Below are 25,847 nucleotides of genomic sequence, written 5' to 3'. Positions count from 1 at the left end.
GACCCTATGAACAACGACATGGCCGTCGGCCAGGGCGGCTTCGTGCCGCCGAATCCGGGCGGCGGTGCCACCGGCAACGGCATGGGCAGCGGCATGGGCGATGGGTCCTCCCCGCGCGGCCTCGGCGCGCAGCCCGAGTCCTTCACCGCATGGCACGACACGCGCCGCCCGCATGCGGGCGACACGGCCATCGCCGGCAACAACCCGCTGGTGGCCGCGGCCAATCCGCTGCTCGACCTGATCCCGCAGATCCGCGCCACCGGCCACCACCCCGCGCCCGCGCAGCTGCGCGAGCACCTGGTCGACGAAGTGCGCCGCTTCGAGACGCGCGCGCAGCAGGCCGGCATCGCGCCCGAGGTGATCATCGGCGCGCGCTACTGCCTGTGCACGGCCGTCGACGAGGCCGCCGCACTCACGCCGTGGGGCGGCAGCATCTGGTCGTCCCAGAGCCTGCTGGTGATGTTCCACAACGAGACCTGGGGCGGCGAGAAGTTCTTCCAGCTGCTGTCGCGCCTGGTGCAGAACCCGCAGCAGCACCTGCACCTGATCGAGCTCATCTACTTCTGCCTGGCCATGGGCTTCGAGGGGCGCTTTCGCGTCATCGACAACGGCCGCTCGCAGCTTGAAACCCTCAAGCAGCGGCTGCTGCAGATCATTCGCCAGACACGCGGCGAGATTGCGGTGCCGCTGTCGCCGCACTGGCAGGACGCCAGCGCACCGGTGCGCCGCGCGCGCAACTGGCTGCCGGTGTGGGCGGTGGGCGCGGTGGCGGCGGTGCTGCTCGTGCTGGCCTTTGCGCTGCTCACCTTCAACCTGGCCGGTACGTCGGACGGCGCCTTCGCGGCCGTCAACGCGGTGCGGCTGCCGCAGACCGCGCGCGCCGTGGTCATGCCCGCGCCGCAGCCGCGCCTGCAGCGCTTCCTGGAGGCCGAGATCCGCGACGGCCTGCTGACCGTGCGCGACGAGGCCGACCGCAGCGTGGTGGTGCTGCGCGGCGACGGCCTGTTCGCCTCGGGCTCCGACCGCGTGCTCGACCGCTACGCGCCGGTGCTCGCGCGCGTGGCCGATGCGCTGAATTCGGTGGAAGGCAATGTGCTGGTCAGCGGCTTCAGCGACGACCAGCCGATACGCAGCGTGCGCTTCCCCTCCAACTGGCAACTTTCGCAGGCCCGCGCCGACGCGGTGAAGAAAATGATTTCGCAGCGCATCGCACGGCCCGAACGCCTGCGCGCCGAAGGCCGCGGCGATGCCGAGCCGCTGGTGCCCAACGACTCGGCCGCGAACCGCGCGCGCAACCGGCGCGTCGAAGTCACGCTGCTGGTGGCGCCGGTGGCGGCAACCTCGAATGCGCAGGGACAGCCTTCGCTGCCTGCATCGCAGGCACCGCAATCAGGAGGTGCCCGCTGATGCTGCGCGCCTTCTTCCGTTTTCTCATCAGCCGCGACCTGTGGGTCTTCCTGGGCCTTGTCGCGGTCGCGTTCCTGATCTGGGTCATCGGCCCGGTCATTGCCGTGGGCCGCTACCGCCCGTTCGAAGACGAGATCGTGCGCATCGCGGTCATCGTGCTGATGTTCGCGGTCTGGATCGCACGGGTCATCTACCGCAAGTGGCGCGAGCGCCGGCTCAACGCACAGCTGCTCAACCAGCTGCGCACGCCCTCCAAGAAGGAAAAAGAGGCCAAGCCCGAAGACGCGCCCGAAATCAAGGAACTGCAGAGCGGCTTCACCGACGCCACGGCCATCCTGAAGAACATGCGCTTCGGCGAGGGCGCCGACGGCAAGGGCGCCGGCCGCTTCTCGCTGTTCGACCGGCAGTACCTGTACCAGCTGCCCTGGTACATCTTCATCGGGGCGCCGGGCTCGGGCAAGACCACGGCGCTGGTCAACTCCGACCTCGACTTTCCGCTGGCCGACCAGCTCGGCAAGGCCGCGGTGCGCGGCATTGGCGGCACGCGCAACTGCGATTGGTGGTTCACCAACGAGGCAGTGCTGATCGACACGGCGGGCCGCTACACCACGCACGAGAGCAACCGCGAGACCGACGAGGGCGAGTGGAAGGGCTTCATCGAGCTGCTGAAGAAGTTCCGTCCGCGCCAGCCGATCAACGGCGCCATCCTCACCATCAGCATCGCCGACCTGCCCCTGGCCGACGACGCGCAGCGCGCGCGCCACGCGATGGCGCTGCGCAAGCGGCTGCTGGAGCTGCGCCAGGACCTGGGCATCGACTTTCCGGTGTACGTGCTGGTCACCAAGACCGACCTGCTGGCCGGCTTCAACGAGTACTTCGGCGCGCTGGGCCGTGCCGAGCGCCAGCAGGTGTGGGGCTTCACCTTTCCGATCGCGGGCACTGCGGCAAGGAAGACGGCCAAGGGTGCCGCCCCGGTGGCCGGCGACCTGCGCGAGCGCTTCCACCAGGAGTACAAGCTGCTGCACCAGCGCCTGGACGAGCGTCTGCCCGAGCTGCTCGCGGCCGAGTCCGACCCGATGCGCCGCGCGCAGGCCTACCTGCTGCCGCAGCAGTTCGCGAGCTTCGAGGACATCCTGGGCACCTTCCTGGCCGATGTGTTCAACCCGTCGAAGTTCGAGGCCGCCTCGATGCTGCGCGGCGTGTACTTCACCAGCGGCACGCAGGAGGGCACGGCCTTCGACCGCGTGATGGGCGCCATCAAGCGCTACCTGCAGGTCAACGCGCCGCCGGCACCGCCGCCGGGCCCGGGCAAGAGCTACTTCCTGAAGGAGCTGCTGCAGCAGGTGATCTTCCGCGATGCGGGCGTGGCGGGCACCAACCTGCGCTGGTACCGGCGCAAGCGGGCCATCGACATCGCGGGCTACAGCGTGATCGGCGTGCTGCTGGTGCTGCTGCTGGGCGCCTGCGTGAACAGCTGGCGCAACAACAAGGACTACGTGGCCGAGGTCGACGGCAACGCCAAGGCCTTCAACAAGGCGGCGGCGCGCGGCGACCTGCCCACGGTGGTCGACTCCAGCGGCGACATCGCGAGCTCGCTGCTCATCCTGGACAAGCTGCGCGACCTGCCGAAGTCGACCCGCTTCGACATCGACGAGCCGCCCGTGTCCTACCGCTTCGGCCTCTACCAGGGCGAGAAGCTGCAGGCCGCGACCGACGGCGTGTACCAGCGCGCGCTCGAAACCGTGCTGCTGCCGCAGGCCGCCCAACGGGTCGAGCAGTCGCTGCGCGACGCGGCGAAGAACGACACGGAGTACAGCTACGAGGCGCTCAAGGCCTACCTGATGCTGTTCGACGCCGAGCGCTACGACGCGGACTTCCTGCAGGCCTGGCTGCTGAGCGACGTGGACCGCAAGATCGGCGCCTCGCTCACGCGGGAGCAGCGCACCCACCTCGAGGCGCATCTGAAGGCGCTGTTCACGGGACGCGTGCTGACCTCGCCCTTCGCCAAGGACGAGCGGCTCGTCACGCAGACGCGCGAGCGCCTGGCCGGCATGCCGCTGGCGCAGCGCTCGTACGCGCGGCTGCGCCGCATCCTGCTGCAGACCAGTCCGCCCAATGCCTTCACCATCGCGGAGGCCGGCGGGGCCGAGTCGGCGCTGGTCATCCGCCGGGCCAGCGGCAAGCCGCTGACCGACGGCATCTCCACGCTGTTCACCTACCGCGGCTACTGGGACATCTTCGACAAGCGCATGGCCGAGACCACGCTGTCGCTGGAGCAGGAAGACCGCTGGGTGCTGCAGATCCGCGCGCCGGGCATCGCCGACATCACCTCGCGCGAGCTGCTGCTGCGCGAGGTGCGCCGCCTCTACCTGACCGACTACATCAAGGTGTGGGACGACTACCTGGTGGACATTCGCCTGGCCGACAGCCGCTCGCTGCTGCAGAGCATCCAGATGACGCGCGTGCTGTCGACGTCGGAGTCGCCGATGTCGCGCATCATCCGCGGCGCCGCGCGCGAGACCGACCTGCTGCGCAACCACGACGAGGCCGCGCGCAGCCTGCTCGACCAGGCGCAGAACCGGGTGCAGACCACGCGCGAGCGCATCGAGCAGCTCATCGGCCAGCCCGACGGCAGCCAGCGCCGCAACACGCAGCTCGACCGCCCCGAGTCGCTGGTGGACAACCACTTCGAGCCGCTGCGCCGCATGGTCACGGCGCCCAAGCAGGGCGGCCAGGCGCCCATCGACGCGACGGCCGCGCTCATCAACGAGCTCTACACCTTCCTCACCGCCACCGACAGCGCATTGCGCAGCGGCAACATTCCGCCGTCGAGCGACGCGGTGACCAAGGTGCAGGCCGAAGCAGGGCGGCTGCCGGTGCCGTTCCAGGGCATGCTGAACGACCTGTCGGCCACGGCGTCGTCGAAGGCGGCGGCGGTGACGCGGCAGAACATCGGGCAGAGCGCGGCGGCGAGCATCGGCTCGTTCTGCAACCAGGCGATCGCGGGGCGCTACCCGTTCACGCGCGGCTCGAACCGCGACGTGGCCTCGGGCGACTTCGCGCAGCTGTTCGCACCGGGCGGCATGATGGACGACTTCTTCCAGAAGAACCTCGTCACGCAGGTCGACACCTCGGTCAACCCGTGGGCCTTCAAGCGCGGCGTGGACGGCAGCGCGTCGGGGCGCTCGGGCTACCTCGATTCGTTCCAGAAGGCGCAGGCCATTCGCGACGTGTTTTTCTCGGGCATGGCGGGCGGGCGCACCCCGTCGTTCACGCTGGACATCCGGCCCGAGGACATGGACGCCGCGCTCACGCAGTTCACGCTCGACATCGACGGCCAGACGGTGCGCTACGCGCACGGCCCGCAGGCACCGTCCACCGTGAAGTGGCCGGGTCCGCGCAACAGCAACCAGGTGCGCCTGCAGGTGACCACGGCCAACGGCACGCCGGCGGGCGGCATCGTGACGGAAGGTCCGTGGGCCCTGCACCGCCTGTTCGACAAGGCCGCGATCTCGGCGGGCAAGTCGCCCGAGTCTTTCAACGCGACCTTCGACCTGCAGGGCAAGAAGGTGGTGCTGGCGGTGACGGCGAACAGCGTCTACAACCCGCTGCGTCTGCCGCAGATGAACAGCTTCTCGTGCCCGGGGAAGTCGTGAGCATGAACAGCGCCATGCCCCCGCAGGCCTGGGTCCCCGTCGACGAGCAGATCGGCTGGTACGGCAAGCTCCCGGGCGCCGGTGACTTTCTCTACCGCCGCATGCCGCGCGAGTTGCAGGCGTGGTGGGACCGCTGGATGCAGAACGGCCTGGGCAGCTTCAAGCGCTGGCCCGACGCCATGACGCGCCACTACGCCGTGGCACCCGTGTGGAACTTCGCGATCCCCGCCACGCAAGGGGTGGACGCCGTGCAGTTCGGCTGCCTCGCCCCCAGCTGCGACCGGGTGGGCCGCTACTACCCCGTGTGCGTCACGCTGCAGGTGGCCGCGCACAACTACCGGCCGTCCGTGCTCGAGGGCTCGGCCGCCTGGTACTGGCAGTGCGGCACCGCGCTGCTGCAGGCCATTCGCCACGGCGTGGCACCCGACCAGTTCGACGCGCAGGTGCTCGCCGCGGGCCGCGCGGGCTTTCACACCGCCAGCGGCGGCTCGGACGACATCCTGTCGATCCTCGGGCCTACAGCCGGTGGCGAGAGTGCCCAGCAGCGCCTGGGCTGGCCCGAGCTTCCACTGTGTTTCGACCCCTTCGGCAGCACCAGCTACTGGTGGACCAACCAGGCCGACGGGTCGCCGTTGCGCACCGCCGCCCATGGCGGGGGACTCAACACACCGCTGTTCTCGAAATTGTTTTCGCAGGGGCATGTGCCATGGGCATGACGCGTCGAACGAGCCACAAGAGCCACGGCCCCGCAGGAGGAGGAAACGCATGACGACCACGAACGGTACAGGCGCAGGCACAGGCCTGGGCAGTCCGCCGGCCGACCCGCAGGAACGCCCGCACCCGCTGGGCGTGGGCCATCGGCTCGACGAGTTCGAACTGCTCGAGGTGATCGGCGAAGGCGGCTTCGGCATCGTCTACCGGGCCTACGACCACTCGCTGCTGCGCGAGGTGGCCATCAAGGAATACATGCCCTCGATGCTCGCGCGCCGCGTGGGCGACAACAGCGTGCACGTGCGTTCCGAGCGGCTCACCGCCACCTTCGAGGCCGGCCTGCGCAGCTTCATCAACGAGGCGCGCACGCTCGCGCAGTTCAGCCACCCGGCGCTGGTGCGCGTGCATCGCTTCTGGGAGTCGAACTCCACCGCCTACATGGCGATCCAGCTCTACAAGGGCCGCACGCTGCGCCGCCTGGCCGAGGAAGAGCCGGGCAAGGTCACCGAGACCTGGCTGCTGGGCATGCTCGGGCCGCTGCTGGGCGCGCTCGAGACGCTGCACCGCAGCCAGTGCTTCCACCGCGACATCGCGCCCGACAACATCTTCATCCAGCACGACGACCTGCCGGTGCTGCTCGACTTCGGCGCCGCGCGCAAGTCGATTGCCGACCTGGTCGACGAGGTGGCCGTGATGGTGAAGTCGGGCTACTCGCCCATCGAGCAGTACGCCGACGACAACACGCTGCTGCAGGGCCCGTGGACCGACCTGTATGCGCTGGGTGCCGTGCTGTACCGCGCGGTCACCGGCAACCCGCCGCCTTCGGCCGTGGTGCGCAGCGTGCAGGACGCCTACGTGCCGCTGTCGTCGTTGGGCCGCGCCGACCTGAGCCCGGCCTTCTGCGCCGCGGTCGACCACACGCTGGCCGTGCACAGCAAGGACCGCACGCAGACCGTGGCGGCGTTCGCCGCGGAGCTGGGGCTGCTGAAGCTCGGCGACATTTATGTGAACGGCATGGCCGCGCCGACGGTGATCATTGCCGCCGCACCCGTGCCGGCCGCGCCGCCGCCGCCGGAGCTGGCGCCGCACCAGTTCGCGCCCGCGTCGGCGCCGGTGCCGCTGGAGCCGACCGGCGCGCCCAGCTTCGCGACGCCGCCGGTCGCGACGGCCGAGCCCGTGATGGTCAAGGCCGCGAAGCCCGTGAAGGCTGCAGCAGCCGCTTCGCGACCGGCGGCACCGGCACCGACGAAGAAGTCGTCGGGCAAGTCATCGGGCAAGGCGTCGGGCAAGTCGTGGCTGCTGGTCGGCGGCCTGGTGGTGGCGCTGGTGGCGGTCGGCAGCTGGATCGGCCTGCGCCTGACCACGACCAAGCAGGACACCTCGACCGCGATGGTGCCGGTGCCGCCGCCGGGCGCGCCGATGTCGAACCCCGCGTCGCCGCCGGCCGCCATGCCCGCGGGCACGGCGGCCACGCCAACCGCGACCGACGGCGTGCCCGTGGCCGGTGGCGGCGCGGTGGCCGGCGCAACGCCCCCCGCTGCGCCCGCCAGCGCCGCCGTGGCGTCCACCGGCCCGCTGACCCCGCTGGACAACGTGCCGGTCAACCCGCCGCCGACGACCATCCCCCCCGAAGCCGCGCTTGCCACGGCCGAGACCGAGGACTGGAACCTGGCGCAGGCCGAGAACACGCGCGAAGGCTACGAGGCCTACCTGCGGCGCTACCGCCGCGGCCTGCATGCGCGCGAGGCCCGCAACGCGATCGCCGAGATCAACCGCGTGTCGCCGCCCACCGTGGCCGCCGATGCCGGGGCGTTGCCCGGGACCCCCGTGGCGGGTACTGCGCCTGCCGCACCGCCGGGCATGGGCCGCGTGAACTTCAACATCCGCCCGTGGGGCCAGGTGTTCGTCGACGGCGCGGACCGGGGCGTGAGCCCGCCGCTGAAGTCGCTGCCGCTGCGCCCGGGCATCTACAACATCGAGGTGCGCAACGGCGACCTCGAGGTGTTCCGCCAGCGTGTGACGGTGCAGGACAGCAAGTCGGCGCCCGTGGTCGCGCACGAGTTCAAGTAGGCGTGAGGCGCCGCACCTAGCGGCTGCCGGGTCGTCGCCAGCTAGGCCGTAGGCAGTAGGCCGCCTCCTGCGTTTGCGGGATGGCGCTGCCTTGCGCCGCGGCAGAACAATGCGTCTCCCCGCAGGAGCACGCCATGAGCGCACCGCTTGAACCGCCACCGCCCGGCACGCCGAACGCCGAGCGCGTGGCTGTCATTGCCAAGCGCGCCGAGCGCGTGGCCGTCATCGCCATCCACGGCGTGGCCGACCAGAAGGCCGGTGACACGGCGCGCGCGATCGCATCGCTCATGGTCAATGCGGGCGGGCCGCGGGCGCGCTACAGCCGAGGTGATTGCGACAGCTACATCGTGGCCGTACCGCCGCTGCTGTCGATGGTGGAAAGCGGCTCCCACGGCGAAGGCGCGGCGCGCAAGCGCATGGCGCCGCGGGACCCCGTGCCCGGCGATGCCGCCGCGAAGAAGCCGCAGGCGCCGTCGCTCGGCAAGGCCCTGCGCCAGTCGGTGCGCTCGGACTTCCTGCGCGAGAACTGGAGCACCGGCCCGGCGGCGGCGGCGCCCACGGCAGATGCGGGCACCGCGGCGGCCATGGCGGCCACCGCCGCAGCCACCAAGCCCGGCAAGCCCGGCAAGCCGCAGTCCGCCCCCGCGCGCCTCATGGCCGCGGACGCCGGCATCGCCTTCAGCGACTACCTGCTGTTCAAGTGGCAAGGCGCCGGCAAGGAAGCCTACGAGGCCACGCGCATCCGCATGGTCCGGCAGGAACCGGCCACGGGCACGGCGCAGCATGTGGACGTGCACGAGATGTACTGGGCCGACCTGTCGCGCCTGTCGGGCGTGCTGCCGCGCATCGTCACCGAACTCTTCACCATGGTGTTCCGCCTGTCGCAGCTGGGGCGCGACGCGGTCGACCGCGCGGGGCTCTACGCCGCACGGCACAAGACGCCCGGTGCCTTTGCGTGGGGCTGGCTCGCCAAGCTGCAGATGGCGCTGGACTGGGCGTTTTCCGGCGTGCTGGCCAACCTGTTCCTGCAGTTGCTGCTGGCCGGCCTGGTGATCGCCGGGCTGGGCCTGGCCGCGCCGCACGCGGGTGCGCTGCACATCGTGCTGGCGCTGCTGCTGCCGGCGCTCGCGGCGTGGTGGTATTGCTACCTGCATGGGGTGCGACCGGTGAAGCGTGGCGGGGCGCTGGTGCTGGCGGTGGGGGGCGCGGTGCTGCTGTGCCTCGTGCCGGCGCCGTGGACGCACTGGCTCATCGGGCCGACCTGGCTGGCGCTGCTGGGCGTGCTCTTCAACTACGGCCTGCGCGTGGCCGACAGCCGCTTTCCCGCGATGCGCGCGGCGGGCCTCGTGTTCCTGGCCGCGATGGCGGCGACGCTGCTGGTGCATGTGGCCATGGCGTCTTTCGCCGCGAACGGCGCGGCCGACCTGCACGCCTGGGTGCAGGCCGGCCTGCGCACCGTCGAGTACCTGCTGCTGGGCATCGTGTGCTGGTGGCTGCTGGCGGGCGGCCTGCTCATCGCGTGGGCGGTGTTCGGCCAGCTCGCGGCGCGCGACGGCCCGGCCGAGCGGGCCAGCGTGGCCACCGGGCGGCTCGGCTTGCTGGTGTCGATTGCCTCGTTCGTGACGCTGGCGATGGCCATCTGGGCGCTGGTGACCACCTTCGTGGAGTTCGGCGCTGCCCGCACCGACTACGAGCCGCTGATCTTCACGAGCGGGCAGCTCTGCTTTCTGGACGGCGCGACCTTTCTGCACCTGCGCTACCTGCGCAGCACCGAGACCTTCGCGCTGGCGGCCGGGCTGACGCTGGTGTTGGCGCTGTACCTCGTGGTGGTGCTGGCGCCCAGCGTGCTCGCGGAAGTCAGGAAGACCGTGGGCACCTCGTTCACGCTGGGCCGCTGGCTCACCGGCGGTTACCGGCGGCTCGACGGCTTCGTCACAGGGCTGACCTTCGCCAGCGTGCTCATGGCCTGTGGCGTGGGCCTGCTGCTGGCGCTGGCGCGGCTCGACGTGCAGGCCGACAGCTGGATCGGCGCTGTCGTGCGCAGCGTGGACACGCTCATCGGCCGCATCGGGGAGGTGTCGGAATTCGTGCTCAAGCCGCTGGTGCTCACCGCCGCCACCGCGGTCGCGGCGCTGTCGGCCTTCGGCGGCGTGCTGTCGCGCTATGTGCCGTGGCTGCGCCTGCCGCTGGACGTGGCGCTGGACGTCGACAACCACTTCCGCGAGTTCCCGCGCGGCGCCATTCCGCGCGCGCGCATCTTCTCGCGCTACGTCGCGCTGCTGGAGAGCATCGCGGCGCAGGGCTACGACCGCGTGGTGATCGTGGCGCACAGCCAGGGCACGGTGATCTCGGCGGAGTTGCTGCGCTACCTGCAGCACCGCGCGCGCTGGCTGGCGCAGTCCTGCCCCGAGGACCGCGTCGTGAAGCTGTGGTCCAAGCTGGAGGGCCGGGTCGACCTGCTCACCGCGGGGTGCCCGCTGCGCCAGCTCTATGCGGCGCGTTTTCCGCGCCTGTACGAATGGGTGCTGACGGCCGAGGCGAGCGACGTCGGCGTGCAGCGCTGGGTCAACGCCTATGCCACGGGCGACTACGTGGGCCGGTGGCTGTGGCCCGATCCGCCGCTGTACAAGCCCTCGCCGCCGGTGACCCTGATGACCGCGGCCGAACACGACGTGTGCCTGGGCAGCGGCGCGCACACGCACTACTTCGACCAGGAGCAGTTGCTGGTGGCGCGCTGGATCGATGCACTGGTGCGCTGAGTCGCGGCGTTCTCAGGCCGGGCCGCGGCTCAGCGCCCGGCGGTACTGCACCGCTTCGGCCACGTGTGCGGCCTGCACCGTGTCGGCCCCCGCCAGGTCGGCGATCGTGCGCGCCACCTTCAGCGCCCGGTGCGTGCTGCGCGCCGACCAGCCGAGCTTGCTGGCGGCGTTGAACATGAACTGGCGCGCGGCGTCCTCGAGCGCTGCATGCCGGTCGATGGCGCTGCCCTGCAGCGCCTGGTTGGGATGGCCCTGGCGCTGCATGGCGCGTTCACGCGCGGCGACCACGCGCGCGCGGATGCTGTCGGTCGACTCGCCCGGTGGCGCGTCGAGCAGCAGCTGCGCCGACACCGCGGGCACCTCGATGTGCAGGTCGATGCGGTCCAGCAACGGGCCGCTGAGCTTGCCCTGGTAGCGGGCGTGTGGGGGTTCAAAATTGAGTAACCTTGCACCTTAGGAAAATCAAGTACTTACGCGCCAACTGCGCAACCGCAGGCCGGGGTGCATTTCAAAGTTACTTAACTTTCCCCACTAACGGATCAAAGTTATTTGACCCCCTAGATTGGAGCTAAAGTTGAAGAGGGACAGCGGCCGACATCGAGGCGAGGCCACGTCCGTTCACGCCAGCGTCAGCATCGTTCTTTCTTGCACAAAAAGAACCGGCGGCGGGGTGAGGACGATGCCCTCATCCTCTAGGTGATAGTGCTGGGCGGCCCCGGCAAAGATGTTGAGATCAAGGGGGGTCAGTGCTCGGGGATTATGGTAGACCACCATGCCGTCTATCCAGCGCTCCTGGTAGCCTTTGCTTCCAACGAGTGCCTTCACCTTTTGAAGGCCTCCTCCACTAGCCGAGTTTCGCCAGATCGTTGCCTCCCTTGTGGCCCTTACTGCTGTGGAACCGAAGCCAGCGAGCACACCCATGCGCACGAACTTTTCGATGCTCGCATGAGGGTTGTAGAGAACCGCGGAGACGTGTTCACTTTCCGGCAATGTGAAAAACCCTGAGACCACGGGTGCCTTGTCGCTCCACTGGTGGCTGTCGATTTTTTCCGGCTCCGATTCGGCGCCGTCGAAGTAAACGCCATAAAGGTACGAATACAGTGCATCCGCACTCAGTATCTGTCTTTCGTAATCGGGAAAATCCTGGATCGCGAAGATCAGGGGTTTGCCGCGAACGTGTTCATGCGTCCAGTATTTTTTCTTCAGTTTCGCCGTCAATGGTCCAGCGAACTTGATTGGCATGTAATGCCTCACGTAGGCCTGTTGCTCTGCTTTGGTACCCACCGGCGGCGGGGGGACGACCATCTGGTCCTTCCCAATCGATGGGTTGACCGTTGTCGCTTCAATCGCCACTTCTCCAAAGAGACCCTTGGCGTACACATCGGGAATAGCGTGTTCCTTCATGACCACCATGTTCGCCTCGACAACCACGGCAAAAAGGTACAACTCCCATAGACGTTGTCCGAAAGCGACCGACTGAAACTGCTCGACATAGTTGCCGTCGGTGTCAGGATTCCAGCGCATCATGGGTTCGATAATGTCTTTCGCCGGAGAGTACAGAGGATCTTCGCAGAGCTGGAGGAACTTGTCGTGGTGCCTGCCCTTCGGCTTCACAAGGGTGAAGAAATCTACCGGCGGGCCTTTTTCGTCGCCCTGCACTCTTTCCTCGTCAAGGTTGTCAAGAACCTCTTTCAATTTTTTTGGAACCTCCGCTTGAGCCCTGGCAAGGGAAGGCTTGAACTCACTCATAGCGGCGAAACGGAATCGCTCTTGTAAATCGCGGCAGAAACATACAACCGCGTAGTCTTGGTCTGTGTTGTCGCGCAGCACTGTCGCAAGTACCTCTTCTCCTTCGGTTGTATACCAAGATAGTTCAACGCTCATCAGCGCCAAAAGTGGCTTTCGGGCGTAACCAGCCAATGCGTTGAAACGTTGCAAGGAGAGTTTCTTAAGTGCCATGGGAACGTTCGTGAACGATAGGAGATACCTGGCATTGTCGATGTGATGGCCTCGAGAACCGTTTCAGCTCAAACAACTCTCCGGACCAGCCAGTTCGTGGCGGGAAAAAATGCCTCCATCAGGCGCTTCCGCTAGAAGCCCAGGCGTTTCTGCGAAGCAGTCACACACCACGCGGCTTGAGCTTCCGTTCTGGAGCGCACAGCCGACATCAGGCTTGCAGGCACGAACGTCCGAATCCGATACGACCGGACACTCGTAACGGCTTGGCGTACCACGGCACAGGGCTCACTACGGACTTTCGCTGAGCCTGCTGGGAGCCCGCGATTCGACGGCAATTCGACCCGCTCTCGGATCCTCCGCAAAGTGCCCGTTCTGGCTGCGCCATCAGCTTGTCAGCTGATCTCTACTTCAACCAAGTAGGCAGGAACGACCTCTTCTAGGTGCCGAAAACCCGAGGCCACTTTGGATACAGGAAAATCGGCGATATGGGTTTCCCGCACGCGAGTTAACTGAGCGCCGCTCGCGAAGACGACTTCCTTCTCGTTGCCGTGACTGCCTTCCCGGCTGTAGACATAGGCCTTGGTCTTAGGCTGCGTCACACGAACCACCATTAGGTCCACCCGGCCAACGTCATAGGCTTTGCCCTTCCACTCAGCATTCCTCAGCGCCACTTGGGGGCAAAAGGATGTGGAGAATGGGCGCGACGTGGTGATAGTCGGGCTGTTGCTAGCCCAATGGCCGCCGTGGAATAAGAACTGGCCCTCTGGAATCTTCACGCCGTGAGCTTGGATGGCTTCATCTGCCGCTGTCAAGACGTGTTCCGAAAATTCACCTTGGTAAGAACTAAGGGCCGAGGGCACGTGCTGCGGCATCAAATCGCGTAGGGCGCGATACTCGGCGCTTGTATCGAGTGCCCTGTCAATATGGAATTCCAAGCCATTGTCAGCACGCTTGCGGAGCATACGAGTGGCTGCTTCGGTGTGCGTCGATACCACGTCGATAAGTTTGTCGTTCACCTCAAGGGCTTCGAGGACACGAAATTTCCTGTTGTTGATGAGATCCAATGCCTCTTCGGGGGTTGTTTTGCGTTTAGACCACTCTTCGTACGGCATGGCGAATACGTTGACGACTGCTGCTTTCCTTACCATTTTCCTTCTCTCGGTGGCTCTTCGAATCTAAAGAAAGATCAGGGTACAACGATGTGAACGCAGGCCTACCAGTAACAAAACATAGTTGCCAAGAAGTCGTATCCAAAGCACGTTCGATATGCCGTCACTGCGTCAGTGTACGCAGCCGCGGCAATGCGATCCGCGAAAACGCGGGTCACGTCCACGCAGGGATCAACACTTCAGAGAACGAGCCATCCCATCGTGAGAACCTGGTGAGAATTACAGAATCCGTCGAGCTTGATGGTGCGCTTGCTCCCGTGCATGTCCACCAGGGAATCGCTCCCGCCAACAACAGGTCCTCTCTTCGCCCAAGATGTGTTTCTCGCGATCACTTCATACAGATCACCAGCAGAGATGGCCGGGAACAGATGGCGAAATCCCTCGGAAGCAATTACGTGATGGACGCCCGAGCCGTTGGCGGTCGGGCCAATTTCTGGGTATCTGGGATGCGAGCTGATAAGTCCAAACGACGCGTGGGATGGATCTCGCTCTTCAACGAAGCGCCAAAAAGTTGATGTGAGCGTATTCCCATAGCGTTCTTTGAGAACCTGGACGCTTTTGAAGGAGAGGCTGCTGTCCTTAGCATCTAAGTTAAATTTCGGCCCAAAGAACAAGAGGCGCCCAGCGCCGAAATTTGCCTCTGCCTCGATCGTTTCGTGGCAAGTGGGATCCAGCGTTGATGCCGTGTCGCCAAGTAGAAAGTCGGCATGCCATGGCACGAAGCTGTGCGCGATCTCGTGAGCCTCAATCCAGCGATGTTTAAGCTTTGGCACTTCACTGTCGATGAAGATCTTTCGGTCATCGGGCAGCCAAAGTCCGCTCAACTTTGCCTTCTTGACGACCTCGAGAATCAGGCCGGGATCCTCCGACAGACGCTTGCCTGCAACCTTGATCCGGTGGGCGAATTCGGCGATGGGGCCAATATCTGTCGACGAATAATATTTCCGGTCTAGCCTGAGAAGCTCACGAACCATGTTCAGGTTCAAAGGTGGCTCAGGCCGTCCGAGGTCGCGAAGAATCTTGTCGACCAGCTGGTCGATGTCTTTTCGTTCGTGCAGACCGACAAGTTCGTTCACGCAGACCTCCTCAAGGTTTATCGCGGAGAAAGCGTATGAAGTTTCGCAGCATCTCTTGCTCTTGCGCAGTGAGTCCGGACATATCGTCCGAGTGCGCGGCAAACTTGAGCGCTTTGGCCCTAAAGACCTCGTCGTTGGAAACGGTGGCCCCCGCCAACTTCATAAGCTCAGAGAGAGGCAACTCGAAATACTTCGCGATGTTCGAGATTGTCCTAGGACGTGCGTGATACGTCGCGTCTTCCTCAATCTTGCGGACTTCATCACTGTCCACGGAAAGCTTTTGAGCAAGTTGTTCGACACTCAACTTCTTGGACCTGCGCCCAAGGCGTACTAGTGTGCTGAATGCAGCGGTCAGGGGCGACTTTTCAAGACTTTGTTCCTTTGCTTCGAGAGTGGGAAAGGCGGCGGGCCCGACCACAAAATCATCGTTCAGGGTGCGTTCGATCATCCGCGCGTACCACTGACGGCTCGGCCGATTGATTGTGTTCATGAGAAAACCTCCCATTCCGGGTGGTCTAGGACTTGAGCAACGCATCCGCGAGCTCAGGTGTCAATTCAAAATAAAGTAGACCGCTATAAGTCGGATCTGGACCTAGGCAGATCATCCGAAACTTATCTCGGTAGAGCGACTCCGCGCCAGGCAGGGAGTGCAGGCCAATACGACCTTCGAATTCTTGGCTCTGACTGAGCAGAATCGCTTCGGTAAGCAGAACCGTCCCCACGCCCCCGTAGAGTGGGTTGTCTACGAGGCGAGGACGGTTCCAAGGTGCAGTGGACATCAGGTCCACGTACACCATATGTTGATTCAACTGGCTTTCCAGACGACACCGGCGCAACATGTTCACGAACATAAGACCTTGGGTCATTCCGCCGCAGCGCAGCGCGTACGAACCCCATTCCAACTGACCAGCGCGGTCGTGGCTCTTTTCCGGCCACTGCCATTGGAAGTCCTCGATGTTCCCAGCACTGACACCTTGAGCGTTGTACTGGTTGTTCGCTTTGAGTTCATCAACCTTGCGTTGAATTGGCGGCAACCACTCACGCTGGAAACAAGCGATGTCGTTCTCATCGATGGTCTCGATCACTTCAGCCGGATCGAGACTTCGCGTGTGTTGGTTGAAAAGCCAAGTCATGTGTCTTTACAGGAGCATGAGCTCCGCCTTCTCTTTGCTTCGTTCGTTTTCAAAAAACAGCTTCTCGCCGCGCTGCTGTCGCACGTCGATCGTTTGATACAGGCGCAGTGCCTGTCTCAGAACTGCGGTTTTGGACAAGGACCGTTCCGACGAAAGCGTGTCCAGTACTTCCATCTCTGTGTCCGAAAGAACAAGCGTCAAAGTCTTCTTTGCTGCTGTGGTCATGCAAGTGGCTCCTGAAAGTTGAATGGGGTGTGGACACCCCATTCTGCAAAAAATCGCCATTTTGTCAATGCCTGATCCCCTAGAAAAATGTAAAAAATACATGTTGACAACTCATTTTTAACTCATGTAGTATGCGTCCCAGTGGTTAGTTTTAACTCAAAAACTACTCATCGCCGAAAGGGGCAGCCCTTGGATCTCTAGATGCAAAGGACAAGTCATGAACGCAGATGCAAACCAAAAACCTACTTCTGGCGAGCCGAGTAAGGCGAACTTGATCATCTTGAACGAGCGCTTTGAAGAGAGCCGCTTCACCGTGGAAGATCTGAAGGTGACCGGAGCTCAGATCAGCGAACTGGCCGGCTTTCGCTCCAGCGACGAGGTCATCGTGCTGCAGCAACTGTCGAATGGCGCGATCGAAAGCATTCGTGCGGAGGAGCTGGTGAACCTCGCAGCACCGGGCGTGGAGCGCTTCTTCGTCATGGAGGGGGACAGCAGCTTCCGGCTCTTCGTTGACAGCCTGAAGCTGGAGTGGGCTCGTGCCAGTTTGAGCGCCAAAGCGATTCGTAAGCTGGCTCTCAAGGACGAGACGTTCGAGGTCGTACAGGAGCTGGAGGACATGCCTGATCGCGTGCTGGACGAAGACGAGATCGTGTCACTCAAGGGCGATGGCACCGAGCGCTTCAAGACTCGGCATGCTCCCAAGACCGTCACCGTGTATTACGGCGAAACGGCCTATGTGCTGCCGAAAGGAGGCTACACGACCGAGCAATTGATTGCAGAGTTTGCCGTCGAGGCTGGTTATCTGCTGGACTTGATCGAAAACGGCAAGCTGGTGGAGCTCAAGCCTGGCGAGAAGATCAACCTCAAGAACGGCATGCACTTCACCTCGCATCCGCCACGGGGCCAGTCGTCGTGAGTGCGGAAAGGCTGCAGGCGCTGCAGCGGTACTACCCCGCGGCCGAAATTCTCACCGACGGGGGGCAGTTGCTCGTGTATCTGCCGGGCTTGAAGCTCGATGCGCTCGAAGGGCAGATCCAGTTCGATGGCCTGCTGTGTCCGTCCGAACACACGGGATATGGAACGAGGCTGTTTGTCTCCCGACAAATCCCAGCGCCTAACGCCCGCAACTGGACCTCGCACACGCTTTGCGGGAGGACTTGGTGGGCATGCTCCTGGCGGGATGTTGGTGCTGAATTGCCTTGGATCGAAATTCTGGCCAATCACATGAGGGCGTTCAGATGAAGATTTTTCTCAAGATCACGGACGCCTTGTTGCAGCAGGTGCGAGCCGATCTACATCGACCACATGCTTTCGCATTTGAGCGAGTGGGCTTCTTGACTGCAGGCGCGGCGCGTATTGAAGGCGGCGTGCTGCTCCTGTGCCGTTCTTATCACCCCGTCGCGGACGAAGACTATGAGCACAGCGATTCGGTCGGAGCTCAGATCGGCTCCGACGCGATGCGCAAGGGCATCGAGGCCGCCTATTCGACCAGGTCTTCTCTTATTCACATCCACTCTCATGGTGGCTTCGGCCAACCTGAATTTTCTGGCACTGACCTCAAAAGCGCAGTTCGGTTTGTGCCTGGCTTCTTCAATGCCTTGCCGCGCACGCCGCACGGTCTCGTTGTGCTGAGCAACGACGGCGCACGGGGCCTTGCTTGGACAAAGCGCGACGAACCGCCAAAGAACATTAACGGGTTCGTCCAGGTCGGATCACGCATTCGGAAGTACGGAGCAAAAGCATGAGCAAGCACGATCGGCAAAGTTTTCTTGGCAAGGCCAGCGAGCAGGAGATCAAAGCCGCCAAGGTCGGCGTCATCGGATTGGGCGGGGGCGGCTCCCATGTGGTGCAGCAGCTTGCGCACATTGGCGTTGGGAACTACGTGTTGGTGGATCCGGACACCATCGATGACTCGAACTTGAACCGTTTGGTCGGCGGCACATTGGATGACGTCTCGGCAGGGGTTCCCAAGATCATCATCGCTGAGCGCGTCATTCGAAGCGTGGTGCGGGATCCCAGCATCTTCGCTTACAGAAGCAATTGGCAAGAGGTAGCTGATGACCTCAAGGATTGCGACGTCATCATTGCCGGGGTTGACTCTGTCATCGCCAAAGACGACCTCGATCGCTTCTGCAGGCGATATCTGATCCCGTACATCGACATGGGGATGGACGTGCACTCTGTCGATGGCCGGTACTTGATTGCTGGGCAGGTGGTTCTGACAACGCCTGGGGCGCCTTGCCTGCGATGCATGGGCATCGTGACTGACGATTTGTTAAAGCAGGAGGCCGCCAAATACGGGGCCGCTGGTGGACGGCCACAGGTCATTTGGCCAAACGGCATCCTTGCTTCGAGTGCAGTAGGGCTGTTCATGCAACTCATGTGGCCTTGGCATAGCAAGCCAGTGCCATCTGCTTACCTTGAGTATGACGGGAACAAACATGTCATCACACCGAGCAAAAGCTTCGCGTTGCTTGGTCAAAATTCTTGCCCGCACTATTTCCCTGACGAAGCAGGCGATCCTTTGTTCGATATTCGACAAGCTGCAACTACCGAGGAACGAGTGAACCAAGTAACCTTGGCCCTGCCAGACGCGAAGTTCGAAGAGTTTCCCGCGCGCAAGTCGACGGGCTGGCTTCAACGCCTACGAGATTTTTTCCGCGCAGAACGTGGATCGTGATTGGTGATTGTCGCCAAAACTGGTCCGGCGGCGGTGCGCTGCCCTTTTATCCGGCTGATGTCGCACCGCCAATGGCCAGCCCGTTGTCGATCTTGCGTCCTATCGCTTCTCTCTGCCAGAGACGCGGCATGCAAGAGAACCGCAGGCTAAAGATGAGGTTCTTGATGGCGATTTGTGCTGGTTATGTGGCCGTCGCTGGATGCGGATCTTGGCCAACTCAACGTCGGCTCTTAGCAAAAATCTGAGTAGCCAGTCGCTCGCAATACAGCTTGGCCAGGGCCGGTTGATCGAGCTGCGTCAGCTCAGCAGCGTCCGGCGACTTTGCAAGAAGGTCCAGCAGCTTTTCCTTAGACGTGTTGCAGTAGGACGTCCACAGAAAATCGTACATCTCTATCGTCGTCTCGACGCGGTTTTTTCGTTGTCCCACCACCCCAAAAAATGTGTCTGGATGACGCCGCCAAATAGAAATTTCTGGCTCCGACATGGCTCTTCTGGTGAGCACTGATCGACCATCGTCGAGCTGTAGGGAAAAAATGATTTCACGCTCTGATTCAGCTATCGTCGCAGAGGTTACGACGCCGGAAACCTCGACGTTCTCAATGCTGACATGGCATCTCTCTCCGATGAGTATGCGATTCGTAGTCTCGCCGAATGCGACCTCAGGCAACTCCCCGTCAAAGGTCGAGGGGATCTCGGAATGATCGGCTATCGACTTCATCAAGTCGTGCATCTCTATGTGTTGAGTTCGTGCTTCCAACGCCTCGCGCAAGGAGGCAAACTCGGCGCCCGCTTTGAAGTGCTGAATTCGGAATCCTTCCGCCAACGCCGGGGAGCCCGAAGCAGGCGCGTCGAGACGATGAGCCCAGGGACAGTTGGTGAAGAAAACATAGGCCTCAGGCAATCCGCGCGAAGCAGGATCGCATTGCTCATACCTTCTGAGACTCGCCCGAGCGTTGATAAGCAGCCTTGGTTCCGGCGTAGCGATGGTCGACTCAGGTGTGTTCAGATCGATAAACACGATGCGTTGATGTTTGGCATGTTTCATCAAGGCCTTGTGCAGTAGTCGCATCGGGCGAAGCTTTCCTTCTGTTTTCTTCGCCTCTACAGAAAACCTCTTGCCAGTCTGCCTGCTTGTCGCAATGAATTCGCAGTGGGAGGTGCGGCGATCGTCTTCATCTTCGAACTCCAGCTTGAAGCCGGCTCGGACAAGTATTGCAGCGACCTGGATTTCGTACCAAGCTCCCGAAAAGTTGTTCGGATCTTTTAGCCGCGCAATCAGCTTTGCCTGAAGCTCTGCGTTGTGGGCAAGTGAATAGAGGTCGTATGCGAGGTGTAAGTACGCGGCCATAGCGCCGGTCATCGTTCCCATGGAAACCTGACCATCGGTCATGTAGGTCCTCTGATGGTCAGCAACCATGTGATACCACTGCAGAATCGGGTGGCGTTCCTCGAGGGGCTTCTTGATCTCCGAGTTGCCCCAGTCCGATCCGATCGCCGACTTGATGTAGTCGCCTAGGAAATCGAAGAACGTCCTCCAATGCTTTGATTGCATCAGTCGATCTTTGACCGCCACCACACGGTGACCGCTCGCGTATGCAGAGATGATTGGTTGGCCAAGCCCTTGCTGCCGCTCTCTTTGTATCCGGGCGGCCGCGGCGCGTGCCATGACGCCTTGCATGTCCGGGACGGTCTCGGCTACGCGATCAAGCAGGTCAAGAGAGCCGTGGCACCGCTTGAACTTTTTACCGCTGCCGCAAGGACAGGGATCGTTCCGTCCGACCTTTTTCGGTTTGACGAATTCGGTCAAACGATTCCTCCGGTTGGTTGCTGGGGGAGCAGAGGGTCGACGTAGCGTTTGACCCCATGAGGCCTGTCGGGAATCATCGTGCCAATTTTCGGCCATAAGCGAGTTCCTCGCGCACACGGGTTGCACCGGCACGGGGGCCGTCTTCGCCAAAGGTTGAAAACACGTCGATATTGTTCTAGAGATCTTGAGGAGGATTCTGATGAGCGCTCAGATGTTTGTGGACGACAGTGGGGGAAAAGGGCATAGCCGCAACTTTTTCCTGGTGGGTCTCGTATCGACTTCAGAGCGCTGGGCTCGCTTCTCGATAGAGTGGCGTGCGTGCCTCGATCAGGCGCCAGGCATACAAATCTTCAAGATGCGCGACGCCGCGTCACTCTCAGGAGAGTTTCGGCGTTTCTCGGCGCAAGAGAGAGACATGAAATTGCGAGAGCTCGCGCAAATCATCAATCGCCATGCCGAGTTCGTGCTGTGGACGGCCATCGATCTTGATGCGCATGCTCAAACTTGGGCCCTGCGCCCGAAGCCGATGTCTGAAGTCTATTTCTGGCCGTTCCATACGTTGATCATGGGCGCGTGCTTCGACCTCTGGGAGGAGTGCGGGTGGCGGGAGCCGTTCGAAGTGGTGTTCGATGAGCAGCTTGTGTTCGGAGAGCGCGCTCGGCAGTGGTATCCGCTTGTCCGGGAAATTCTCCAGCGGAGCCACCCAGAGGAGGGAGCCATCCTCCCGCTGATGCCAGCTTTCGGGAAAGACGATGATCATCTTCCCATCCAGGCGGCGGACCTGTTTGCGTGGTGCCTTCGAAAAAATACCGACGAGCCAGACGCAAGATCGTTTGAGTGGCTTCTTGCGGAGTTGCGCGACGTGAGTCGATCAAGCTACTGCAATTACTACGACTTGGAGCGAATGTCCGCGGTAAGCGAAGAGTCGAATCGCCTGTTCGAGAGCGGCGAACTTCCTGCAGATCTGATTGCGAAAGCCCGGCTGGTCCGCCAGCCTCGGCAACGCTGAAATACTTCACTCACCGGACTGAGCGATGTCGGGCAGGTCTGCGCGAATATCCCGTTCGTAGGAAAGACGTCTGAGAAATGTCAGTCTGAAAAGACAACATGCGATACCGGGCTGGTACCTGTAGAGCGGGACGCCGATGCTTTCGGGCTGTTCTGAGGATTGTGACGGGCGTGAGGCGTGTCCTGTCTCGAAGCGATGCGCGTACAGTCAGCGGAATGGAACAAGCTCTGTCAGCCGTTGCAGGCTACGCCGCCGGCAAATTGGTAGACCTCGTTGAGTCAAGCGTTAAAACGCATGTCATCGAGCGGTGGTCTCGCTATCGCGCTCAAAAATTTTTCCAGGCTTTTTGCGAAGCCATCCAGGATCTCGGCACGACAGACGAGAGCCTTCGCGAGAAGCTTGATGAATTGCTGGCTGACGAGAGGAAATCCGAAGTGGTTTTCGATGCCTACAGAGCTGTGTGCCTCAGCAAATCGCGAAACATCGGGCCTCGCGTGCTGGCGTTTTTGACTGCTGAGTTGGTACTGTCAGGTTCCTCAGCAAATGAAGACGATGATCAGATCTTTGCTGCCGGCGAAGCGCTTTCAGATGACGAGTTCGAGGAGTTCTACAGATATCTGGACCGAGTCGCGCGCAAGGAAGGAAAGATCATTGGTGAAGTTTTTCGGGGGGGGCGGCATTTCCGATTCGAGGTGAATGCTGAAACGACCTCCGGTTCCTCGTCCGAACCGCAGTATGTCGCGCCGTTGAACTACGCGTCTGAGATTGGCCAATGGGGCGTCAAGCTCAAGCAGCTCGGCTTGGTCGACGACGAGGTGCACGAGCGACGTTGGCATTACCGTGAAGACTCGGAGCTTCATATTGACGAACCAGGAATCGCTAGGGAGATCAAGTGGGTGATGTCGATCAGTCCCGCGGCGTTGAGACTTGCGGCGTTTGTACGCAGAGCAAGTCCAGAGGCTGTACCCGACCCCCAAGCGTAGGAGAGTGGAGTTGCCGACCCCGGTATTCATCGACAGTTGTGCGTGGAACTACCTCTTCGACAATGACGTTGAACTGGCGGAGATCTTTCCCTCCAACAGGTACAACATTCTGATTACTCGCGAAGTTGAAATTGAGATCGCCGAGATACGGGATGAAGGTATTGACGGGTCCGGGAAGATCGCGCTGAAGGCGTTCATTCAAAGGAGCTTCAGAGCGAATAGCGTCCGCACGACTGGCAACTTCGGGTTCAGGACTTACGAACCCGATGGCACGCCGACGAAACATCAAGTCCATATGGGTTTTAGCCGCGGAGGCTTTCAGCCGAAGCAGGATCGCGACTGGTATTCGGACCCGGAGGTGCGCATTCATCTCGATGGAAAACCGAAGAGGGGGGCGACTGGGCTTGGGAAAAATCAAGCGGATGCATCCCTTGCTGCGCGCGCTTTCGACGCTCTCGTCGTGACCGCTGAAAAACGAGGTAAACCTGGACCGTTGCGCATCGCTCATGAGCGCTCAGGATTCATCGTCTATCTGCAAGATCTTGCCACGCGTGGCCTATCGCTTCAGGAGCTAGTTCAAGAAGCTGAACGGGACTACCTAAAGCAGTATCCAGAACCGTGTTCGTCAACGCCTGTTGTCGGCACTCCTTACAGCTGATGCGCAAACCGCCAAGCGGTGCATTTTGGTCAGTCAGGTGGCAGGGGCCGTGCAGTGATAGCAGCATCGCGCCAAGCAAAGCCCTAAGGTGCTCCTTGGCGACTGATGGCTAGACGATGATGTTCACTGTGCCTTTTTTGCTCACCAGCGTGGTGAAGATCACGCCGCTGCTGTGCTTGGATGCTGACGATCAATGACGATCGCCACTGGCCTCCGCCTGATGAAGATGTTGCGCGAGATGGTCTGAGGCAGGGAAATCTCATTGCGATGGGCCAACCCACCTTGGAGGTTGCTATGGCGCGCATCAGGTTGAGGGCGAGTCAGTTCGCGCGAGCTCGGGCATAAACTCGAAAAGTCGTTGCGGCGCCTGACGCTTACGCCGCCGCTCGGCCCATGTGCATCGGGCTTCTCGACTGCTTGGCACTATTCGCGGCCGGCCGCCCTGACTTTCAGCGCGCCCTTGACCGCTCCCAAGACTTCTTTCGGCAGTACCTTGTTCCAGTTCTTTCGCTCTGCGTGGTAAGAGGAGTCCTCAGGAAGTCCTGAGAGTTCGATCTTCCCGCTGGTGGAAATCCGGAGCATGCCGCGATCGAAAAGGGTGTGAAGGTCAGCACGCAAGAGGATCGCGTTCTCCTCTGAGGACGCACCCGAATCGGCGTGACCGATGATGTGTGCGGCTTCCAAGGCCTGCTCCGTGCTCTCGTTCGAAACAGCGCATGTGCTGTAGCGCTTCAGCAGGCGTTTTCGGAGACGCCCCTGATCCGGCCGGAGGAGCACCTCGATCTGTGCGCGCGATAACCCTGCAAATAGACCGGCAGGTGCAATCGTGATTTGTGGGTTCACACCTTCACCGCCGACCACGGGCTCGAAAGCGCCGGTGATGGTTTCGAGGTCCGCGGAGATTGAGATCACCAGCTTGCCCCAATCGATGGAATCCTGGTACTTAGCTGCGATCGCCGGATTTTTGCCGCGATCCTGGTCATACACGAGCGATATGGACCACGCGTTGCTGCTGTCACGCTGAACATCCTCGCAGAGCACTGAATACGTCGTAGGCTCCGATCCGTTGAGCCAGGTTTCGACGCTTTCGAGCTCGCTACCACGTTTAAGTGAGTCGAGCTCCAGCGTGAGGTACTCAAGCCATTCTGGCCAACGAAGTATCAATGGGAGCGTTGAGCTCGCGGCTGCCTGATTCGATGCTGGATGAGAACCCGCTACCTTTCGTCCGGGGCCTTTTGCGCGGTCTTTCGTCTCAACGATGGCGGCACGCACCTGATAGCCAGCGTCGTGGAGTCGCTTCTCGGCTGTCTGTAAAAGCAGAACATCGAAATGCTTTCGCCACTCCGTTTCCAGCACTAGCGCCTCGACGGTCAGATCAAGTCGTGCTCCCTGCCAGAGCTTGGTGAAGCCCTCCGAGATCTTTCTGCTTGACAGAAGTTGCACGGCAGTTTGGTAGCCACCGTGAGAACCGAGCATCTGGAAAAAAATGCTAGGCGTGTAACCGATGCTCGCCTGTGCCTCGCGGGCCTTGTCGTATAAGAACTTTGAAAAGAGATCGTCTTCGGCCGGGGTCATTGACATCATGTGTTCCTTTGGAGCCACGATTCTCCATGCCTTGCCGATGGAAGCGTTTTCACAAGGGCAGAGCTGGTCCCAGCCTTTGAGCTCCACTGAGCGGGTGCCGCTCAGGTAGACCGGGCGTCGATCTCACGAATCAGGGATTGGCGCAGCCCTGAGGACTCTGACCTCTGCTCTTGGTTAGGGAAACGAAGCACAGCGTCAGAGGATTTACCAGGCCGAGCTCGCAGCCAAGGCCTGGACGTTTGGGCGAAACGCCGTTCGCAGCGCTCGCCTGTTTCTCAAAGGTCCGAGCTTTGATCTGCCCCGACCGGCCTCGCGTCCTTCCCCCTTGGAATGCCGAGGAACCCGCGCACGATCCATCCGACGGCAGCGACCAGGATCCAGAAGATGGCCAAGCCGGCGACACAAAAGATCAGCACTTCTTTCCACTGGGCAAACTTTGCCTGTCCATACGCGATCTTCCAGGCGCCATCGCCTTCTGACGGGAGGACGAATGCATCTGCATAGCGCTTTGTGTATTGGCTTACCTCTGCGGAATACCTGGAGCCAAAGAAGACCTTGCCCTCGCCCGCAGGCGCGTACGCGATGCCCGAGTCACCGCCTGCGAAAGTCTGAGAAGCAAAGCAAATGATCACGCGGGCTTGCTCGCCGCTCGAAGTGCGCCTAGCAATCCATTCCTGCGCCTCGTCCGCTTGGCATCTGGTGGCCCGTACGGGCGGGCCCCCTGAAAAATCAAGGGCTGGATATGCCTTGCCGTTGAGCTCGTTCACGCCATAAGCGATCTGCGCATGCGGCTCGTTGAACAACCCATACGCGGCGCCAGACAAAAAGAAGACGCCGGCGACCAGTTTGGCAATGCGTCGTGCACCTTCGAAGACGTTGATCATCGCAGCCCCTCAATTTTTGCGGGAGGCTAACACGCCCCTAAACGGGGATCGATGCCAGTTCAGCTGGCTGGAATCCT

General features: G+C 62.3%; 19 protein-coding genes and 2 pseudogenes. 11 read left to right on the top strand and 10 right to left on the bottom strand.

Annotated elements, in window-relative coordinates; all coding sequences use genetic code 11:
* Positions 1 to 6 precede the first annotated feature (6 nt).
* From AC0IYU_RS06295 to AC0IYU_RS06275, 5 genes are all read left to right on the top strand, one after another.
* A complete protein-coding gene (locus AC0IYU_RS06295; RefSeq protein WP_472114205.1) occupies positions 7 to 1,407 on the top strand; it encodes a DotU family type VI secretion system protein in 1,401 nt (466 codons plus the stop codon).
* Positions 1,407 to 5,063 carry a type VI secretion system membrane subunit TssM gene (gene tssM / locus AC0IYU_RS06290; protein WP_472114202.1) on the top strand — a complete coding sequence of 1,219 codons (3,657 nt, stop codon included), beginning with the start codon at positions 1,407 to 1,409 and terminating at the stop codon, positions 5,061 to 5,063. The genes AC0IYU_RS06295 and tssM overlap by 1 nt, the downstream gene beginning before the upstream one ends.
* 2 nt (positions 5,064 to 5,065) lie before the next feature.
* On the top strand, positions 5,066 to 5,779 hold the full coding sequence (tagF, locus tag AC0IYU_RS06285; protein WP_435488176.1) for a type VI secretion system-associated protein TagF: 714 nt from the start codon (positions 5,066 to 5,068) through the stop codon (positions 5,777 to 5,779).
* A gap of 49 nt (positions 5,780 to 5,828) precedes the next feature.
* The gene (locus tag AC0IYU_RS06280) at positions 5,829 to 7,844 is read left to right on the top strand and encodes a serine/threonine-protein kinase (RefSeq protein ID WP_472114199.1); all 2,016 of its coding nucleotides are present in this window, start codon (positions 5,829 to 5,831) and stop codon (positions 7,842 to 7,844) included.
* Between the two features lie 134 nt (positions 7,845 to 7,978).
* Complete coding sequence (locus tag AC0IYU_RS06275; protein WP_472114196.1) at positions 7,979 to 10,603, top strand: hypothetical protein; 2,625 nt, start codon at positions 7,979 to 7,981, stop codon at positions 10,601 to 10,603.
* A gap of 12 nt (positions 10,604 to 10,615) precedes the next feature.
* Here the strand turns inward: AC0IYU_RS06275 and AC0IYU_RS06270 are convergent.
* The 7 genes and pseudogenes from AC0IYU_RS06270 to AC0IYU_RS06240 form a co-directional block, all read right to left on the bottom strand.
* A pseudogene (locus AC0IYU_RS06270) lies at positions 10,616 to 11,023 on the bottom strand (magnesium chelatase subunit ChlI family protein); the annotation flags it as partial.
* A gap of 198 nt (positions 11,024 to 11,221) precedes the next feature.
* Positions 11,222 to 12,562 (bottom strand): hypothetical protein, encoded by a 1,341-nt coding sequence (locus tag AC0IYU_RS06265; RefSeq protein WP_472114193.1) that lies wholly within the window; start codon positions 12,560 to 12,562, stop codon positions 11,222 to 11,224.
* Positions 12,563 to 12,954: 392 nt separating this feature from the next.
* The gene (locus AC0IYU_RS06260) at positions 12,955 to 13,674 is read right to left on the bottom strand and encodes a hypothetical protein (protein ID WP_472114190.1); all 720 of its coding nucleotides are present in this window, start codon (positions 13,672 to 13,674) and stop codon (positions 12,955 to 12,957) included.
* Between the two features lie 236 nt (positions 13,675 to 13,910).
* Positions 13,911 to 14,807: an ImmA/IrrE family metallo-endopeptidase gene (locus AC0IYU_RS06255; protein WP_472114188.1), complete on the bottom strand. Its 897-nt coding sequence runs from the start codon at positions 14,805 to 14,807 to the stop codon at positions 13,911 to 13,913.
* 10 nt (positions 14,808 to 14,817) lie between these two features.
* On the bottom strand, positions 14,818 to 15,297 hold the full coding sequence (locus AC0IYU_RS06250; RefSeq protein ID WP_472114186.1) for a helix-turn-helix domain-containing protein: 480 nt from the start codon (positions 15,295 to 15,297) through the stop codon (positions 14,818 to 14,820).
* A gap of 25 nt (positions 15,298 to 15,322) precedes the next feature.
* Positions 15,323 to 15,940 (bottom strand): GNAT family N-acetyltransferase, encoded by a 618-nt coding sequence (locus tag AC0IYU_RS06245; RefSeq protein ID WP_472114184.1) that lies wholly within the window; start codon positions 15,938 to 15,940, stop codon positions 15,323 to 15,325.
* A 6-nt stretch (positions 15,941 to 15,946) separates the two neighbouring features.
* On the bottom strand, positions 15,947 to 16,165 hold the full coding sequence (locus tag AC0IYU_RS06240) for a transcriptional regulator (RefSeq protein WP_472114181.1): 219 nt from the start codon (positions 16,163 to 16,165) through the stop codon (positions 15,947 to 15,949).
* Between the two features lie 217 nt (positions 16,166 to 16,382).
* Here AC0IYU_RS06240 and AC0IYU_RS06235 point away from each other — a divergent pair, with 217 nt between their 5' ends.
* From AC0IYU_RS06235 to AC0IYU_RS06225, 3 genes are all read left to right on the top strand, one after another.
* A complete protein-coding gene (locus AC0IYU_RS06235) occupies positions 16,383 to 17,081 on the top strand; it encodes a multiubiquitin domain-containing protein (protein ID WP_472114178.1) in 699 nt (232 codons plus the stop codon).
* A gap of 322 nt (positions 17,082 to 17,403) precedes the next feature.
* Positions 17,404 to 17,910, top strand: a complete 507-nt coding sequence (locus AC0IYU_RS06230; protein ID WP_472114175.1) for a hypothetical protein — start codon at positions 17,404 to 17,406, stop codon at positions 17,908 to 17,910.
* Positions 17,907 to 18,845: a HesA/MoeB/ThiF family protein gene (locus AC0IYU_RS06225; protein WP_472114172.1), complete on the top strand. Its 939-nt coding sequence runs from the start codon at positions 17,907 to 17,909 to the stop codon at positions 18,843 to 18,845. Before AC0IYU_RS06230 ends, AC0IYU_RS06225 begins: the two co-directional genes overlap by 4 nt.
* Before the next feature lie 1,714 nt (positions 18,846 to 20,559).
* Here AC0IYU_RS06225 and AC0IYU_RS06220 read toward each other — a convergent pair.
* A pseudogene (locus AC0IYU_RS06220) lies at positions 20,560 to 20,628 on the bottom strand (SEC-C metal-binding domain-containing protein); the annotation flags it as partial.
* 223 nt (positions 20,629 to 20,851) lie between these two features.
* Here AC0IYU_RS06220 and AC0IYU_RS06215 point away from each other — a divergent pair.
* From AC0IYU_RS06215 to AC0IYU_RS06205, 3 genes are all read left to right on the top strand, one after another.
* Complete coding sequence (locus AC0IYU_RS06215; protein WP_472114169.1) at positions 20,852 to 21,661, top strand: DUF3800 domain-containing protein; 810 nt, start codon at positions 20,852 to 20,854, stop codon at positions 21,659 to 21,661.
* A gap of 215 nt (positions 21,662 to 21,876) precedes the next feature.
* Positions 21,877 to 22,644 (top strand): hypothetical protein, encoded by a 768-nt coding sequence (locus AC0IYU_RS06210; protein ID WP_472114166.1) that lies wholly within the window; start codon positions 21,877 to 21,879, stop codon positions 22,642 to 22,644.
* Positions 22,645 to 22,654: 10 nt separating this feature from the next.
* Positions 22,655 to 23,302 (top strand): hypothetical protein, encoded by a 648-nt coding sequence (locus tag AC0IYU_RS06205; protein ID WP_472114163.1) that lies wholly within the window; start codon positions 22,655 to 22,657, stop codon positions 23,300 to 23,302.
* Between the two features lie 423 nt (positions 23,303 to 23,725).
* Here AC0IYU_RS06205 and AC0IYU_RS06200 read toward each other — a convergent pair whose 3' ends face one another.
* Positions 23,726 to 24,883 (bottom strand): HNH endonuclease, encoded by a 1,158-nt coding sequence (locus tag AC0IYU_RS06200; RefSeq protein ID WP_472114160.1) that lies wholly within the window; start codon positions 24,881 to 24,883, stop codon positions 23,726 to 23,728.
* Positions 24,884 to 25,161: 278 nt separating this feature from the next.
* Positions 25,162 to 25,770: a hypothetical protein gene (locus AC0IYU_RS06195; RefSeq protein ID WP_472114157.1), complete on the bottom strand. Its 609-nt coding sequence runs from the start codon at positions 25,768 to 25,770 to the stop codon at positions 25,162 to 25,164.
* Positions 25,771 to 25,847 lie beyond the last annotated feature (77 nt).

The sequence above is a fragment of the Variovorax sp. AC103 genome (genome assembly GCF_979254005.1).
The sequence above is the reverse complement of the archived record's forward strand: the minus strand, read 5'-3'. Positions and strand labels throughout refer to the sequence as shown.